Here is a 16,987-nt window from a genome sequence, read left to right as displayed (position 1 = left end):
ATTTAATACGAAATGTATTTTTATAAACGATTTAATCTGTCCTTTCCAATGCTGCCATTAATTGCCCCATTAATCCCATCCCCATCTGAAATATCACCCGGTAATCATCTCTTTGCAATCGCTCTCCATCCCTATTGGATTGAGCGACGCCAGTCAAAAAACCATCATCGGTCAAATGATCTAATAATGCATTCAATGTAGCCTGGGCAGACAACCTAGCTTCTGAAGGTAGCATTCCATACTTTGCACCCAAGGCGAGAGCCGCAGCTATCCCTGCAGATCCAGAAGTATCATATCTAACCTCCCTCTCATCTACAAAACATCGCCACAATCCCGTAGACATTTGATAACTCATTGCCCATTCACTTATCTCTGCCAATTCCTCCACTAAATCATTGGGGCGTTGGTGAGGCTCGAGAAGGATAAGCGTTCTTACCAATCCCAGCATATACCATGCGATTCCTCTCGCCCAGTTTCGGAATGTGCGTCGTCCATCCCCAAAATACCGGAGATAAACAGCGCCATTGTATTTTAAAAACTGCTTCCGCAACCTCAATTGCTCCAATGATAAATCGATTAGAAATGAATCGTTTTGACTCATTCCAATGACCATCATGGGAAAAGCCACCGTATAAGATCCTTCTGCTGTATAATTATCATTGGATGGGTCATTGACTACTCGACTATACTTTTCTGTCCAATATGCTTGAGTTAATTTCACTGACGGATGACCTGACCTCTCTCTGGTAATCACACTAAAAGGCAAGGTACATTCTACCCCATAAATCTTATTGTCTGAGCTTTCACTTCGTGGATTTTCATACAATAAATTTTCATCGGGTAAAAAATGATTTAAATGAACCTGCAGAGCTTTATCCGCCCGTTCTTTATACTTTTCTATTTCCCTAAGATCCCAAAGCGCATCTAAGACACAACCTTCCATCCATCCAAATTGCTGAATAGAATCTAGGGAAAATAGACGATCATAAAAAGATTGCTTCGCATCATTCATTTCACCCGGTATCATTAGGTGAGGGAGCAATCCCCGAGCATCGCCATTAATTTGACTATCGGGGGATAATATCCACAAGGGCTTTTCCCCCTTTGTCATTCGCAATTGAACACCTTGGCTAAAAAGGTCAGGCAGATATTGGCTCTCAATCAAAACACTTTGAACTTGATTGACCGGTGCAAATCGAACATCAAAAGAAGCTATGGTTTTACCAGACTCCGCTAAGACAACATCGATTTGTTTCTCCTCTCTTACATCAATGGCTACAGAAAACCGAAGGCTGCATGTTTTATGGGTTTCAATATTGGAACTCCACTTTAAAATCGGACTTTTTTTACTTGATTTAGCAGGAATGGTTATTGCCTCCCAATTAAAGGGCAACCGTTTACCAGCTGGAATGGGTCTGTCCCGTCTGTTTTCAACGGTTGGAAAAATATATTGATAGCCATCTCCATTCTCCCTACTATTTTCCTTACCCTCGATATTTGAACCATGTAATTTCATTGTTATAAAGGCCGAATTTAGAATGGGAGAAAAAGCAGTTGCCGTCATAGCCGTTTTTAAAATAAAATCTCTTCGTTTCATAGCTTTAATATATTATGAAAAATGGCAAATCAATATTCAAATAATTTTAGGGGAGGATTCGTCAGCCACTATATTACACCAAATTCCCCATAGTTATTTCAAAAAATTTATTCGTATTATACGATTTACATTTTATGATGACGGAAAAGATTTTGAATGACTGAACGCAGTTGCCCTTTAGGGCAATCAAAGGTCGTAAATCGACCTTTGGTGAAGAAACCGAGGCTACCATGCCGAGGCGAGATTACACTTCAATTCGGTAGCGAATTGCCACTTTGCTCGCGAATGGCTAGACAGGCATAGCTTTCGTACTGGCCCCAATCATTGCGTCTCTACAATAAATCGAAAGATTTCCGTTAATTATAAATGTAATTCGTATTACTCCACATAACCACTCAATCCATTGTAGAGAATCCATGCTCCATCCCTTCCTTTAGAATGGTTTAATTGAATGCCTTTCATACCTCCCTTTCGAGGATTGAAATTCATGATCTCAGATTTAGATTGTTGAAGGTCTCCATCCTGTACTTCCACCCAAAACTTTCCACGACTTGACTGTACTCGTAGTTTGATATTATACCATTCATTCGCTCGATAAGAACTCAGTTCTACCTTCTTGCCATCAGGCGACAACATGACTATTTTGCCCCTATTATCAAATTGAATGCTTGTGTTAGGTTTTTCATCTTGATTCAATAAAATTATTTCAGATAAATGATCGATTTGCCCCGTCTTTAATCTGACATCTAAAACAAAATCGCCATTCACCATTTCTTCAAAGAAATATTTTGCACCGCAACCTTCCTCAGTACTCGACTCTAATTTCAGCCCTCTTAAATCTAAAGTCTGATATCTTGGCACAGTCGTTATATCAAAAACTGTCGGCCGCATTTCACCATCGTATTCTACAATATCTACCACTTCCGCTCGGCCTGTTGATTCTTCTATCATCCAATTACTGGGTTGTTCACCAATTTCAGTATCTCTAAAATTCTCATACATGATTAACGAAGGCTGGACAAAGACTATGTAAGGGAGTAAATCTTTACTCTCAGGATTTTTACCGAGAACCACTGGCCCCGATTCAAAATCTTTAGCATAGAGTTGCAATACATAGAGTGAATCTGAGGGTCGATTCTGATAGCGATAAGGCCAACCCCATTCCCCTACAGTCATAGATTGTCCGGTGGGTTTAAAGCCCATATCTTTTAGCCAAGTTAAATCTTCCCCTTTTTGATAAGCCACATAAACCTTTGCTTTGGATCTGAGATTGAAACCATAATGACTTCCATAATCCGTCCCTATTTCTAACCATTTTTCCTTCCCATACAATCCCTGAACACCAGTTATCTGAAAGGCTTTAGTCAAAGGAAAATCAATTATCGAATATTTCGCACCATCCCATTGACTTCTATTTAATCGATCCCCCTGTGCCTCATAAACAGCGTCTCCTGCTTTGGTCACATCGTGCATCACGACATTTCCTCTATATGGTCGGCGCTGGGGCGATATCTCCGTCACAGCATTCATGGTCTCAACTTCTAAACTCAACCGCGCCTTCTGATACATATTATACAAAAGGTAAAAATCTTTATTCGTCCCACTTCGAAACCAGTACTTCCATTTATCTGTCGATTTTTGATTTTCGAAAGCATCATACATTTCATCAACCAAATGTTTGGCATCGTTTAATGATGAAAGAGCGGCAGATCGATTTCCTTCTTTAAGATAATTAATAGCATCTTCTGTATTCACCGTAAGTTTATATATACCCCTAATCAATCGAATCGCATCAATAAATTCATAATCAAAAAAGTATTTTCTATGGTCGGGAATCGATGGGCGAATTTCCCAGGCATGGTCAAGAACTTTTTTCATTTCTACTATGCCCTCTTGATATTTCTCTCGATTGTAATATTTATCAAATATCAACCCATCCGTTGAGCCCGCCTCAATATTTATTAAATTGGCAATGGTATTAAACAGCGATTCCATGACTTTATAATAGTATGGATATTCTTTATACCCATCATTGCGCATTTTATGTGGATATTTATCATAATATTCACGATAAAGATTCGCCACTCGAGCACTTGCCTCTTCGCCAAATTCTTCTCGACAGTATTTTAAAAGATATTCTTCATAATCAAATCCAGGATAATCCCAAAGCATCTCAGCTATACCTCTCAACTCCATTTGCTGGGGTCGCAAAACATTCATCGCCAACAACATGTGTTGTGTATCTCCGCGCTCATACATGGCATCCATATTAACTTTAATATAAGTATCCAATGGTGTCGCTTTTGCGATTTGAGGTCCTCCTCCAAAATAATTGGTGTGAAAATATTGTCCGTATTTTCGATTGGGATCACGCTTTTCCGTCCAAAATTTGTCGGAATAAGACATGCCATTCATTCCATCATCAGCAAATCCTGTGGTTACATCTTTGGGTAGATTAATCCATCCCGAATCGTAATAATCCCCCATTTCATGATAGAGGGTCGTCATCATTTCTAGATCGGGGTTGGGGTCAATTTTTCTAACCAATTTGGCTTGTTCTGTGATTATTTCACTCACCAATTGCCCTCTCTGCTTCCGCGTACCTCCATTGGGTAAAGCGGGATCGTAATATTGTGCATCTGCCCATCCTCGCTGATTCAATTCCCAAACCACATTAGGTGAAAATTCAGACAATCGAGTAATGTAATACGACCAAAATTCTTTAAATTTTTCGGGGTATTTTATATAGGAAAATTGATCTGGCTTGCCCTCTGGATTGTGATTATCCCAATAGTGATCCCAAAAACCAGCATCGGCCCCCAAACCTTCCATTTGATGTTGGGTTAAAAATAACCCGCGATCCACTTGTCGCTCCAATTGCTGCCAATCCGGTTTCCAGTCGATATCGATAAAATACCAAGTAAACATATTCATTTTCAATCTCAAGGCTGCCTCGTAGATTCGATCAAATACTTCGGGATGTATGGCAAACATATAGCGACCATACCGTGCTCTCTGGACGATACCGGTCTGCATCCATTCGATCAATTGGGGATGATCATTTAAAGTCCACCCTCTGTATTTCCAAGTAGGCTCTTTTAATGAGTTATAATTAATACTGGAATCAAATACCAATTGACCTTGACGAGGAGGTTCATTATCCGCCCAAAACCAAAGTGGATCTACGCCTAAATGCTTATGCTCAAAGTCATAAATTCCAAAAATAGTGCCCCTTAAATTGCTGCCCGCAATGGCCAGCACTTTCTCCTTTCCTTTGACATTGTCCAATATTTGGTATTTAAATACCTCCCATTTCCCTTCCAAATCATTGACCTTCATCCCCACTGATTCCAATAAACTCTTCCCCTTCGGATTGTCAGCACTTCCGATAACAACACAATGAGGCCCCGCTTGATTCAATGAGTGTACAATATTGGGCGTCACCCCAGATATTTTTGTAATATCACGTTGAAGATCCAGCGCTGCAGCCATAACTCCAGGCTGTTCATCCTCCGCAAGTACGATATAAGCTGGTGTCGTCCCTTTTACCAATTCAAATAAGGTAGTATCCTGATCCATAGAGGTAGATGATCCATATACTTTCGAGGAAGTAAAGAATATCAAAATCATCACGAGATAAGGCAAGGTTACCCTCACCGACCTAAACATTAATATTAAATTTATAGATTTCAATTCTTATATTTTTTTGTCAGTAATAGATAATACTTCAGTACTATCTCTTTTATATTTTTCACTATTTACACCATATGCACTTTAAAAATCTTTAGTAAAGATCCTTTTTCATTCACCCTCCATTTTGGCCTCCTAGGCTACATGATGTCTCATTGCACACAATAAGGATAAAGGATGATTCCGGCCATATGCCGAATAAATTCTATAGAATATGATAAAATCCAGCCCTCGGCCTAAAAAATTAAGTGAGGGAAACATGAATTTGACTCCTTAAACTTTCAAAATCAATTTTTGACCTTCCAGTTTAATTCCCAGAAGTATACTATCCCGAACTATCCTTCTCCAAAGGCAGTCATACCGACAATACTTTCAAAAGTCTCTTCTTTAATTTTTCAACAAGTCTTGTTCAAGACATTGAATATTCCAAACTTCTGGTTTCTATTACGAAACAAATTATCGATCTAGGTTCTCTTGCATTAATCTCATCAGCTCATCTATTATTTTTTGAGAGGCAGTTTTCTCTACTCGATTAATGGTCAACCAAGTTTCATACCCACCCAACTCGTGTTGTTCTGCCGTGGGCAAGTATCCGTATCCTCCGTTGGCCAAACCGATGGTAAAAGTATCTTCAAAAGGGCTTTTTTCTTTAATTTCCAAGCCCGCTTCTGCGAACATCTCAAACGGAACAGCGGCAATGCCCAAATCCCCGATTTTCAATGCTTGAATGACTACAGCAATGGTATCTGGCCATTCAGCTTCTAACATTTTGACTCGATTTACAAAATTGTCTTCTGACTTGTGAAAAACAGGTTTGTCCTTATTGGATTTCTTTTCCACCGCCTTCATCCAGGATTTCATATCCTCATCCATTCGTCTAATTTCCAATTTCAATTCTGAGGTTTGAACTCCTAAATCAACATGGGTTTGAAACTTCAATTTCTTATATTCACGGAAGACTTTATTGGCGACATCATCGGCCACCATTTTCATTTTCACATAAGGTTCATATTTTTCTGCTTTTTCTGCATAGTTGTTGTTATTTATATCGGCACTCGTTCCATTGGACATCATGCCCACAAAGGGAGGAAACTGATTGTGAGCTTGCAATAAAGACTCCATACTTCTGCCAAATTCACCAAAGTAATCCGCGGATATATGGCCTTTAGGTACTCCACCCACATAATGCAAAGAATAATTACTAAGTACTGCCAAGGGCCGTCCAGACAATGCCTCTACTGCGACAAATGAAACCTCTGGATCTACAGGACCTGCCGGTTTCAATGCATTAGGGTTTTGTCTTCCAGGATTCATTTTCACCTTATCCATTTCGCCAAAAGGATTAATTACAGGTTCTTTCATGATCCACCTTCTATTAAATACATGATCTGGAATATCCACACTGCCCCATGCTATTTTGGCAGGTTCCAAATTAGCATAAGCTACTTTGACCCCATCAGCTATTCTCTTAACCACCGTTCTTTGGTAGCCTTCCAGCATTTCACCCACCGACCATCCATTTCTCTTACCCGGCTTATCGGCATTAGTCGCTGAATGAGTATGGGTCGATGCCATTAAAATATTCTCTTTGGGGATTCCCAATTTATTCTCAATCATCGCTTTGGCCGCATCGTACACTTCGCGATTCAAACTGACATTGTCTACGATAACCATGACCAAAGTAGTCGAACCATCATTTAGTATTAAGGATTTAGCATATAGTTGATCGTGAACATAGTCGGTCGGTGTGGAGCTCCAGCCGCCAGCTAAAGGCTCTCCCAAATCTGGTGTAATATTACTAAATGAAGCACCAGCTAACAGTTGTTGATTCTGGGCTAGGATAGGTTGAATTCCTAAAATCAATACGATAATTACGCTTAATAAATTTTTCATCGGCTTAAATTATTAACTCACTTTATCACTTTCCAAAAAAAACATTAATATATTAAAAAACAACCACGCTATCGACTTCGTGGTTGTTGTAAGATGAAAACTTTTCAATGCCTGAAAATACAATTGAAATAAAATTTTCCTGTTTAATATAGCATGGCATCAGTAATTTTATCCATAAATAGCTAACCTTGAATGTAATTACTGGTCAATAGGTAATGAAAATATTAGATTGACCATAGAATCATTGCCTTTGTCCATGGGCTGATTCTATGGTCTATAATCTATGGTAATTTATTTTTAGTTACTGCCATTGGCTATTTATTAATATGTATTGTAGTAAGCAAGTATTATTATAAAAAAGCTTGTTTCAAAATTTTACCAACCTGGATTTTGTGTAAAACTAGGATTTAAGGTCAATTCCTCAAGTGGAATAGAATTTAAATAATCCTGATTTTCTCTAAACTGATAACCATTGGGCATAGCCTCTTGAAAATAATCAATCAAACCATTCTCATCTAATAAAACATTGAGATTTGGAAATTCTGATTGATCAAAGGGATAACCTTTGGGTCTTTTATTTTTAAATAAAGCATGAGCAGCCCATCGCTTATAATCATTTGCTCTAAAACCTTCATAAGCCAATTCAATCTTTCGCTCTCTTCTTATTTCATACAGAGCATCAGAAATAGAATAGCCATACTCTTCCAAGTTGGGATCTTGATCTTGAGGAATAATTTTAAACTCAGGCATCCCTGCTCTCAGTCTTAATTGATTGAGTGCTTCATAAGCTACTTCACCCTTCAATTCATATAAACTCTCCGCATAATTCAACAAAACTTCACCATGTCTAAAGAATATATACCCAGTTTCCCCACTAAACGCTCCTCCTTTTCCAGCTCCTATGGAACTTGGATTAGAAAACTTTTTAAGTTGGAAACCAGTAGGGTTATGATTTAAAGATACTTGATCGAGAAAAGGTTTATCAAAAAAACGTTGGTCTTCATCAATCATCAAGGCGCCAGGAGTCCAGATAGTTGCAAAAAATCTCGGATCAACTTGATCTTCAAGATGAGACAGGAATGCATTCCCCTTTAATGTTTTGGAAGCTTCCAAATAATCAAAAGGTTGACCACTTTTATTTAAGTAAGAAGAAACCATAGACCAAGTAATCCCATTCCCTACAGGATTGGTAATCGTAGCATATTGAACATCATTTCCAAAACCATCTGACAAATTATAAGCCCGATGAAAAAAGATTTCTTCATTATCAGACATATCATCTTGACCAAATGATTCATAGTAATCTGAAAACAGTCCGACAGAATAGTTTCCATTCATCAATTCTTCTGCTGCGGTGACACTTGCCTGAAAATACTTGTTGGGATCTGCACCCGAAGTCGCAAAATCAGTACCAGCATGGTATTTTTGCCAACTTCCTTCATACAAGGCAATTCTTGATATAAAAGCAAGTGCCGTTTCTTTATTCAATCTTAAATTTGAACCTTCTGATAATAATGGAAGATATTCCTTTGCTTTTTCAAGATCGGCAAGAATTGAATCCACTACGACAGTTCTCGGTTGACGACTCTGCAACAGTTCCTCCACTGATTCGGGAAAAAGCTCAGTATTCACCCAAGGGAGATCCCCGTATTTCTTTACCAATTCAAAATAAAACCAAGCACGGAAGAAATGAGCCTCGCCCAGGTATTGTTTGTAATTCTCAAAATCGTCTTCACATTTCTGGTAATTGTCAAAAAAGATATTCACCCCTCTTATTTCTGACCAGTCGTTGGTCCATCTTCCACTCGATGCCCCCCGCGTTCCATTCATTTCATTATTGGGAGCGATGTAAATAAGATTATCCGAATTCCTAATCTCATAGCCAATGGCATTATCATAACCTAAGTGAGTAGGCAAAATACCATAAAATTGGATAACATAATTCTCTAAATCATTACTGGTTCTCCAATAGGAATCAGTCCCAATTTTATCCAAGGGAGGACGATCTAAAAAATCATCGCTACAGGATGTAATTATAAAAAATATAAGTAGATATAAAATATTATTTCGATATAACATAGTTGTATTAGATTAAAGATTTACCAAGATAGATTAACACCGACAGAATAAACTTTGTCTGAACCATATGTAAGGCCAGCTCCATAGACTCCAATAGCAGATGGATCAATTCCATCCAACATGGATGATTTAGTAAATAAGTTTTCACCGGCAACGTAAATTCTGAGCTTTTTGATTTTAACCTTTTCTAAAAGATTTTTATCAATTTCATACCCTAATTGTACATTTTGTAATCTCAAATAAGCTGCATTGACTAAGTATTTAGTGGAAGGCTTTCTATTCTTGCCATTCTGATTGACTTCTGCATAGGGTCTAGGCCAATAAGCGTCCAAATTAATATTGGCATCACCTTCGTACAATCCTGCATATTTATCTCCTGGTTGATCTCTAAAGTAATCAAGATGTTGAGGGGAAAGAGCAGTAAAAGGCAGACGCTGTAGACCCCAAAATCGGATGTTTGTACTCGCATCATTAAAGAAATAATCTCTTTTTCCTACCCCTCTAAACATAAGAGACAAATCAAATCCTTTATAATTTACACCCCCACTTAAGCCATACAAAAACCTAGGTGTATTATTCCCAATAATACTTAAATCCCCAGGGTTATCGATGGTATTAGCACCACTATTAACAGCGCCATCTCCGTTAGAATCCAAATATTTTACATCTCCAGGCACCCAACTATTAAAAATAAAGGAAAGATTTACATCTTCGGTATAGGCTTGAACCTCTTCCGCTGTTTGAAATAAATCTTTAGCTTGGTATCCCCAAATCTCACCGACCTCCTTACCAGGGTACCAACTAGAAATCAATCCCGAAGGATTTAAATACTCTGTTACCTTGGTTTTTACATCACTTAAATTAAAGGACACAAACCAATCAAAATCTTTTCCTTGAACCGTCTGGGCATATCGCAGTGAAAGTTCCCATCCTCGCGACTGAAGCTTGGCATTATTAGACTGAGGCACATTGGTTCCAAGTAAACCAGGTACCGGTTCAGATGGACCTATCATATTTTCCGTTGTTCTTTCAAAAACGTCGAAATCAAAGTTAAGCTTAGAATCAAAGAAGGTTGAATTAATCCCCACATTGGTTGTGGTGGCTGTTTCCCAAGTCAGACTAGGGCTTACCAAACGAGGTATAGAGGTATATCCAATAGGTCTGTTACTCCCCTGATCAAAGATCCAATCTAATTTTCCAGTTTCTAAAGGTATTAAAGCTAAATCGCTATATAATCCCACTTGTTGATTACCCAATTGGCCCCAAGATCCCCTAATTTTAAATGTATTAACCACATTTTCTATATTCTTCCAGAATGGCTCTTTATCTATATTCCATCCCATAGAGAAAGAAGGGAAGAAACCAGATCTGTTTCCATCTTTGAATCGAGAAGTCCCATCATATCGAACATTGGCTTCGAACAAGTACTTTTCATCATAATTATAAATAAATCGAGAAAAATACCCTTGTGTAGACCAATCATACAGACTTTCATAGGCAATAGGATCTCCTGTAGCTGTCTCTAAAGAAGGAATTTCCTGCACAATAAGGTTTAGCTTACTAGCATCCAGATAACTATACTTATTGTATTCGTACTGCATCCCTGCCATTACAAAAAAGTTATGTTTATCTAGAATACTTAAATCATAAGAAGTATATACATTGGAAACCCAATAGTTTTGTGTACTTTTTGATCGACCAATCTGATTAGAGGAACTAAAAGTAGGATACTTATTTCCTTCTACGTCAAATCGATACATGGTATATTTGGTTACCGTTCCTTCTACTCCAGTATTTTGATAAGCAAAATCAGCATTTATTTTCCATCCTTTTAAAGGTCTAATTTCAGTGGCTAATGTCTGCCAATTTTCTGTTGTTTCATAAAGATTGGTACCTCCCTGATCCAAGTCCACAGTAAATGTACCATTCAAATTTCCAAAGGGATCGTAATACCCTTGAGTAGGTAGTTGTCGACTAATCTGACGGAAGGTTGAAGTGTAGGTACTGTTATTGGGATAATAAAGACCTCCATTAAATTTCTCTCGTGGACTTTTTACGAACCTTGTTTCATACCGAAAATCCATCCAATCGGTGACCTTGGCATTAATTTTCCCCATAATATTAAAACGCTTATAGGTATCGGTACCATAATTTAACACCCCATTTTGGTCTTGAAATCCTCCAGATAAATAATAGGTAGCTTTATCCGACCCTCCTTTTACCGAAATATTATGTCTTTGATTAAATCCAAAACCATAAATTTCATCCATCCAATCGTAATCCGCATGAGCTGAATTTCCTCTAGCCCATCTTCCATCAGGACCGGCAACCGTTTCAAAATGAGTAGCTCCATCGGGAACGAATTGACTTAAATAATCCCAATCTTTATTTTGATAGGCAATAATACGATCGACAACATCATTGGTATACGAACGTCCACCCCAATTGTCTCCAGCCTCATTCATATACCTAGCGAAAGTATAAGAGTCTAATTGATCGAAAGTACTATTAGATTCACTGATGGCAATATTATTGGAATAAGTGAATGAAATTGGTTGATCTCTTTTACCACTTTTTGTAGTGATTAAAATCACCCCGTAAGGTGCTCGTGCACCATAGATGGCAGAAGCTGCTGCATCTTTTAATACCGAAATGGACTCAACATCTTCAGGATTCAATAAATCCATATCTCCGGGAAATCCATCGATTAACACATAAGGGCTTCCTCCATTTAAAGAACCGATTCCCCGAACACTCACGTTTAATTTAGCACCTGGTTCATATCCATCACTTCCGGTTTCCAAGCTCAATCCCGGAGACTGTCCTTGTAAGATTTGCGAAACCGTAGTAGCGGGACGATCGACGATTTGATCATCAGAAATAACTTCTACTGCCCCCGTCAAATTCACTTTCTTTTGTGTTCCATAACCAACGACAACGAGTTCGTCCAAAGTTTGTGAATCCTCTGTCAAGGTAATGGTCAGGTTCCGTCTTCCATTTAATGGAATTTCCTGAGTTTGATATCCGATATAAGAAACCAATAACACGGCCTGTTCGTCGAGATCATTTAAAACGAATCGACCATCAAAATCTGTCGCCGTCCCTTTATCCGTTCCTTGAACCAATACATTTACCCCAATCAAAGGTTCTCCTGCATCATTGGTAACGATACCGGAAATATTGATAGCTAATTTCTTAGCAAGAAGGCTAATACTATTATTCCTATTAAGCAAATTGACCGATGGTAATCTTTCAACAGTAGGAATAGAGCTCAAGACAATAAATTTGTCCTTGACCACCTTGTATTTCAACGGCTTGTCCTTGAGCAATAGATTTAAGGTCTCTTCCAAAGAGCGCTTACCAGATTCTAGACTGACCTGATACTTGTTCAAAGAAGCCACATTGTAGGCAAATCTAAAATCCGTCTGCTTTTCGATCTGTTGAAATACTTCGACCAAGGCTTGGTCTTTGACTTCCAGATTAATTATTTCGTCTTTTAAACCTTGACTATATCCGGTATGTGCCGTCAAAAATTGAAGGCAAAACGCAAATAATAAGATCGCAGTCATACTCACTTTCATCCAAAAGCCAATTTGGTTTATAGGTGGCGCAAAAATAGTCCACCTATTATTCCCTGTCGGAAATAAATTTTTCATAATTTTGAGTGTTTAAATGGTTAAATTATCCTATACTATTTAAATTATCCAGGCATCTTGGCTCCACCCTTGATGCCTTTTTTTTAATTACATCCATTACCTTTTAGATATACTACATTCCCTTCTATCCTATACTCCGCACCCACTACTCCTGATATTACCGCCATAATCTCTTCCAAACTATCCCCTCGCATAAATGAGGTAGTAAACCGACATTGTCCGAGTGCTTGACTCTCCAACTCTACCCAACAATCCCAGCGCTTGGCAATTATATCGATGGCCTTAGCAATTTCCATATCATCCATTACAAATTCTTCTGGTTCTATATGGGCTATTTTTTCATCTTCAATCTTTCTACGCAAAACCTCACCATTGGCTCTATTCAATATCATTTCATCTTGTTTCTCTAATATGCCCAAACTCACTTCATCAGCCGATACCTGTACTTTCCCATGGGATACTACAAGGCGAAATGAATCTGTTTTACTGTAGGATGAAATGCTAAAGGCCGTCCCCAAGACTTCGGTCTCCACACCATTGCTATGGACAATAAAAGGTCGTAAGGTATCTCTGTAAATATCAAAGAATGCTTCACCAACCAATTCTATTTCACGAATATTGGAATCAAAATTCTCTATATAGGTCAAACTACTCCCTGGGCTTAAGAGCACATAACTACCGTCAGATAGATAGATATGTTTTTCTGCTGAAGTCGTCTCAACGTATACTAAATCATTACTTACTGTAGTCTCCTCTATTCCCACTATATCTTCTGAAGAAGGTCCTCGCAGAAGAAACAGTGTAGAAAGAATGAGCACTGTTACAGCTGCTGCAATTTTAAAAATATTTAGTTTTCTCTGTATGGTATTATCCTTTGTAATTGAGCGATGAATCACACCCCTCATTTCATCTTTTAATTCCTTTTTTTGAAGATCAGAAAGATGAGACAAGCCCTTGCTCTTGTCATCGAATTGAGTATAATATTCCTCTAGAAAATTAATTTCCTCTGCAGTAGCTATCCCTTGGACGTACTTATTGATTAACTTCTGAAATTCTTCTCTATTGGATATATTAGTCATACTTTATCTTTGTCAATAAGGAGTACGACATCTCCCTAATTATTCCCAAGAGAAAGTCATATTTTTTAAAATTAATTTACTGTAAAGTTTAGAAGCGCGGGTTTTTGTCGTCAAAAAAACACAATAAAGAGTATTATTCCAATGAATTTTGCCAAATTCCATTGCAGCTCTTTAATACTGGTATTCAATTGATTGTACACTGTTTTTTGGGTGATTTTCAACTCATCAGCGATTTCTGCAACCGAAAGTTGGCGTTGATAATGCATCACAAAAATTTCTCTGCGTTTTTGGGGAAGGGTTTCTACCCAAAGGACTAGGAGGTGGGCCAAATCGTCTCGAATGATTTCTCCATCGGTCTGAATGGGTGAGACCATCATATCTTCGAAAACCTCGAAGAAGGTATCGAATTTTCGAGAAGTATCGATTTGTTTAAAGACTTGAAACCGAATGGCTCCATATAAATAGGATCGAAGATTAGTGATATTTGATTTTTTACGCCTTGACCAGAGGTCGATAAATACATTTTGCACTGCATCCTTACTGGAAGCATTGTCCTGTAATCGTTGAAAAGCTTTCCCGTACATGGCATCCCAATAGCGTTCATAGATACAGTTAAAAGCCAAAGCATCATCAGCTTGCATCTTGGCAAGCAAGTCCTGATCGGACAGGTCTTGATACTTTATTTTTCTCTTCATTATCCAAGGTTAATCGACTTGTTAATTAAAACTATGCCGTAATTTCGATAAAAATAACAATTATTTAAAGAAAATAAAATGCTATTTACCCTAGGACTATATTTGAAAGATAAAAAATTAACAATTTAACTTTTAAACAAAATATCAATGGTCAACACTTTTAGTTCTACCAACTGGTTCAATCTACCCTAAGAAAAGAAATCTTCTCATGAGAACATTGAAAAGAAAAAGATGATGTTGAGCAATACACATTTTAATCCTTCCATGTCTAAAACGCAATTGAATATTAAGATCTGAGAAACTCGGAAAAGCCAATAATATAATCTGTCGTTTATCTAAACTATTAAATTCACGTCTTGATATACAAAAATTTTAGTATCAGAAAACAGAGATAGGACAAGACTTAAAATTAATAAATATTCAACTGTCAAGTTTTTAATTACCTTTCACAAAAAACAACCATCATATATATCCACATATAATCAAAGAAAGTATGCTTTTAATCTAAAATCATAAGCTCAACGACTAAAAAAGTCCCACTCCTGTTAATAGCTGATCTCAAAATTCTAGTTTTTCGTTAAAAAAAAGTTTATTCTCAAATTGGATTTCTATTAATTACCATTTAGGAAATAAATCTATACAAAGCTTAAAATCGACTCAAAATAAAACTTTAGATTCTAAACCATTTAATCTTCAATCATGGGATCAAAAAGAGTACTTGCTATGTATCGATATGGAGCATCTGGTTTCTTCAGTGCATTATTCCAATAATACGTCAATAATAATTTTCCATCAGGTCTTTGAATCATTCTGGGATATCCTACATCTCGTGTAGCCCCATCACCCTGTCGCAAGACTATTTCTTTACTCCAAGATCTTCCATTGTCACCACTAAATTTGACGTTCACTCGAGATCCTTCATTACTTCTGTAAATATACGCTAATGCCAACCGACCATCTTTCATTTTCACCAATGCAGGTGGGGACCCTCCATTTCCAGTATCCTCAACAGGATTTTTAAGTTTTTCCCAAGTTTGACCATTATCTTTTGAAAGGTAACTTGATAAACAACTTTTATTATTTATATTTCTTTTTCTTATAACGGTTAATAATTCTTTTGCGGATAATCGTACACTTGACGACATTATTTCAAATTTATCCGGTTCTGATCCTATCCAAGAAACCAGATCCCAATTTAATCCTCCATCTTTTGTTTGAGATAATACTACTCTACCTTCTCTATTATTTGATTTAGCTACTGTAAGAAAAGCAAAAAGATCATTTTCTCCATTTACAATATAATCTGTTCGACTAGCTACCCCATTTGTTCCTAAATTGGGAAACCAATAGGGACCATTCCACCACTTTCCTTTATTTTTTGAAAAGTAAAATTGTGTAGGGCCATCACTATTGTTGTGCCTATAAAATGTAATTATAAAATTAGGATCTGTAAAGTCAGGCATATTAGAACTTAAGATAGTTGGATCTACAGCTTCCTCTTTAGATAAAAAATTATCATAAGCGATTCCTTTTTGCCCATTCTCAAAAGGATTCTCTAATGTCCAACTATTACCTCCATCCTTACTTCTAGCATACATATTTCTTGCGGCTTTATTATCATATGTATGTGTTTTATCCGTTTCTTTATGATTTGAAACCACAAACCCTACTAAAATTTCATTCCCCCAATTCCACATTCCATTATTTGCAGGCCAACCCGCAAATCTACCTTCCTCATAGTAAACAATACCATGCTCTATTTTTCTTTCAGCAATTTTGTTATCATCCTTTAATCTAGCGCTACACGAAGCAAAAACTAAAAGAAAAATTATACTCGCTCCTCTTTTAATATTTATTAGCTTAAGATCCATAGAGTATTTTATTGGGTTATTCATATAAAGTTCAATTTATAAAAATTGATAATAAATTAATTTAGTTCGATTTGGTATAATTAGGATTGACAGTATGTAGAATCGGACATACATCATGAATCCATTTGTTGAATTTACCACTCAATTCAATAATTTTTTCGGGCATATCATTAGACAAATCCCGTTGTTCACTTGGATCTAACTTAATATTATACAACTCATTTTTAATCGGATCAAAAAACTCGATATACTTATAATCACCTGAAATAATCGATCCTCCTGGTGAATTTCCTTGTGGTGCATAATGAGGGTAATACCAAAACATATCTCGTTCACCCTCCATTTCCTGCCCTGATTCACCATTAAACTGACTCACCAATGACACACCATCAATATTCATATTGTCATCCAACTCATAACCAACTAT

8 protein-coding genes and 1 pseudogene are annotated in these 16,987 nt (G+C 37.2%); all 9 read right to left on the bottom strand.

All coding sequences use genetic code 11. The features are described 5' to 3' along the window. Positions 1-31: 31 nt before the first annotated feature. On the bottom strand, positions 32-1,597 hold the full coding sequence (locus tag LVD51_RS17145; protein WP_236972592.1) for a glycoside hydrolase family 88 protein: 1,566 nt from the start codon (positions 1,595-1,597) through the stop codon (positions 32-34). Positions 1,598-1,975: 378 nt separating this feature from the next. Continuing rightward, positions 1,976-5,266: a glycosyl hydrolase 115 family protein gene (locus LVD51_RS17140; protein ID WP_236972591.1), complete on the bottom strand. Its 3,291-nt coding sequence runs from the start codon at positions 5,264-5,266 to the stop codon at positions 1,976-1,978. A gap of 477 nt (positions 5,267-5,743) precedes the next feature. Next, entirely contained in the window at positions 5,744-7,180 is a 1,437-nt protein-coding gene (locus tag LVD51_RS17135) for a neutral/alkaline non-lysosomal ceramidase N-terminal domain-containing protein (RefSeq protein ID WP_236972590.1), read from the bottom strand. 375 nt (positions 7,181-7,555) lie between these two features. Beyond that, entirely contained in the window at positions 7,556-9,259 is a 1,704-nt protein-coding gene (locus LVD51_RS17130) for a RagB/SusD family nutrient uptake outer membrane protein (RefSeq protein WP_236972589.1), read from the bottom strand. 20 nt (positions 9,260-9,279) lie between these two features. Next, positions 9,280-12,915 carry a SusC/RagA family TonB-linked outer membrane protein gene (locus LVD51_RS17125; protein WP_236972588.1) on the bottom strand — a complete coding sequence of 1,212 codons (3,636 nt, stop codon included), beginning with the start codon at positions 12,913-12,915 and terminating at the stop codon, positions 9,280-9,282. 83 nt (positions 12,916-12,998) lie between these two features. Next, positions 12,999-13,994, bottom strand: coding sequence for a FecR family protein (locus LVD51_RS17120; protein ID WP_236972587.1), 996 nt, complete (start codon positions 13,992-13,994; stop codon positions 12,999-13,001). 110 nt (positions 13,995-14,104) lie between these two features. After that, positions 14,105-14,689, bottom strand: coding sequence for an RNA polymerase sigma factor (locus LVD51_RS17115; protein WP_236972586.1), 585 nt, complete (start codon positions 14,687-14,689; stop codon positions 14,105-14,107). Between the two features lie 686 nt (positions 14,690-15,375). Beyond that, the gene (locus tag LVD51_RS17110) at positions 15,376-16,584 is read right to left on the bottom strand and encodes an exo-alpha-sialidase (protein WP_236972585.1); all 1,209 of its coding nucleotides are present in this window, start codon (positions 16,582-16,584) and stop codon (positions 15,376-15,378) included. A 37-nt stretch (positions 16,585-16,621) separates the two neighbouring features. Next, a pseudogene (locus tag LVD51_RS17105) lies at positions 16,622-16,987 on the bottom strand (hypothetical protein); the annotation flags it as partial.

It is taken from the genome of Membranihabitans marinus, assembly GCF_021729155.1.
GTDB classification, from domain to species: Bacteria; Bacteroidota; Bacteroidia; order Chitinophagales; family Saprospiraceae; genus Membranihabitans; species Membranihabitans marinus.
This window is presented reverse-complemented; position numbering and strand designations above follow the sequence as displayed.

Coding starts and splice junctions, on each gene's coding strand:
- LVD51_RS17145 (WP_236972592.1), bottom strand. CDS start 1,597: ATGAAACGAAGAGATTTTATTTTAAAAACGGCTATGACGGCAACTGCT.
- LVD51_RS17140 (WP_236972591.1), bottom strand. CDS start 5,266: ATGTTTAGGTCGGTGAGGGTAACCTTGCCTTATCTCGTGATGATTTTG.
- LVD51_RS17135 (WP_236972590.1), bottom strand. CDS start 7,180: ATGAAAAATTTATTAAGCGTAATTATCGTATTGATTTTAGGAATTCAA.
- LVD51_RS17130 (WP_236972589.1), bottom strand. CDS start 9,259: ATGTTATATCGAAATAATATTTTATATCTACTTATATTTTTTATAATT.
- LVD51_RS17125 (WP_236972588.1), bottom strand. CDS start 12,915: ATGAAAAATTTATTTCCGACAGGGAATAATAGGTGGACTATTTTTGCG.
- LVD51_RS17120 (WP_236972587.1), bottom strand. CDS start 13,994: ATGACTAATATATCCAATAGAGAAGAATTTCAGAAGTTAATCAATAAG.
- LVD51_RS17115 (WP_236972586.1), bottom strand. CDS start 14,689: ATGAAGAGAAAAATAAAGTATCAAGACCTGTCCGATCAGGACTTGCTT.
- LVD51_RS17110 (WP_236972585.1), bottom strand. CDS start 16,584: ATGAATAACCCAATAAAATACTCTATGGATCTTAAGCTAATAAATATT.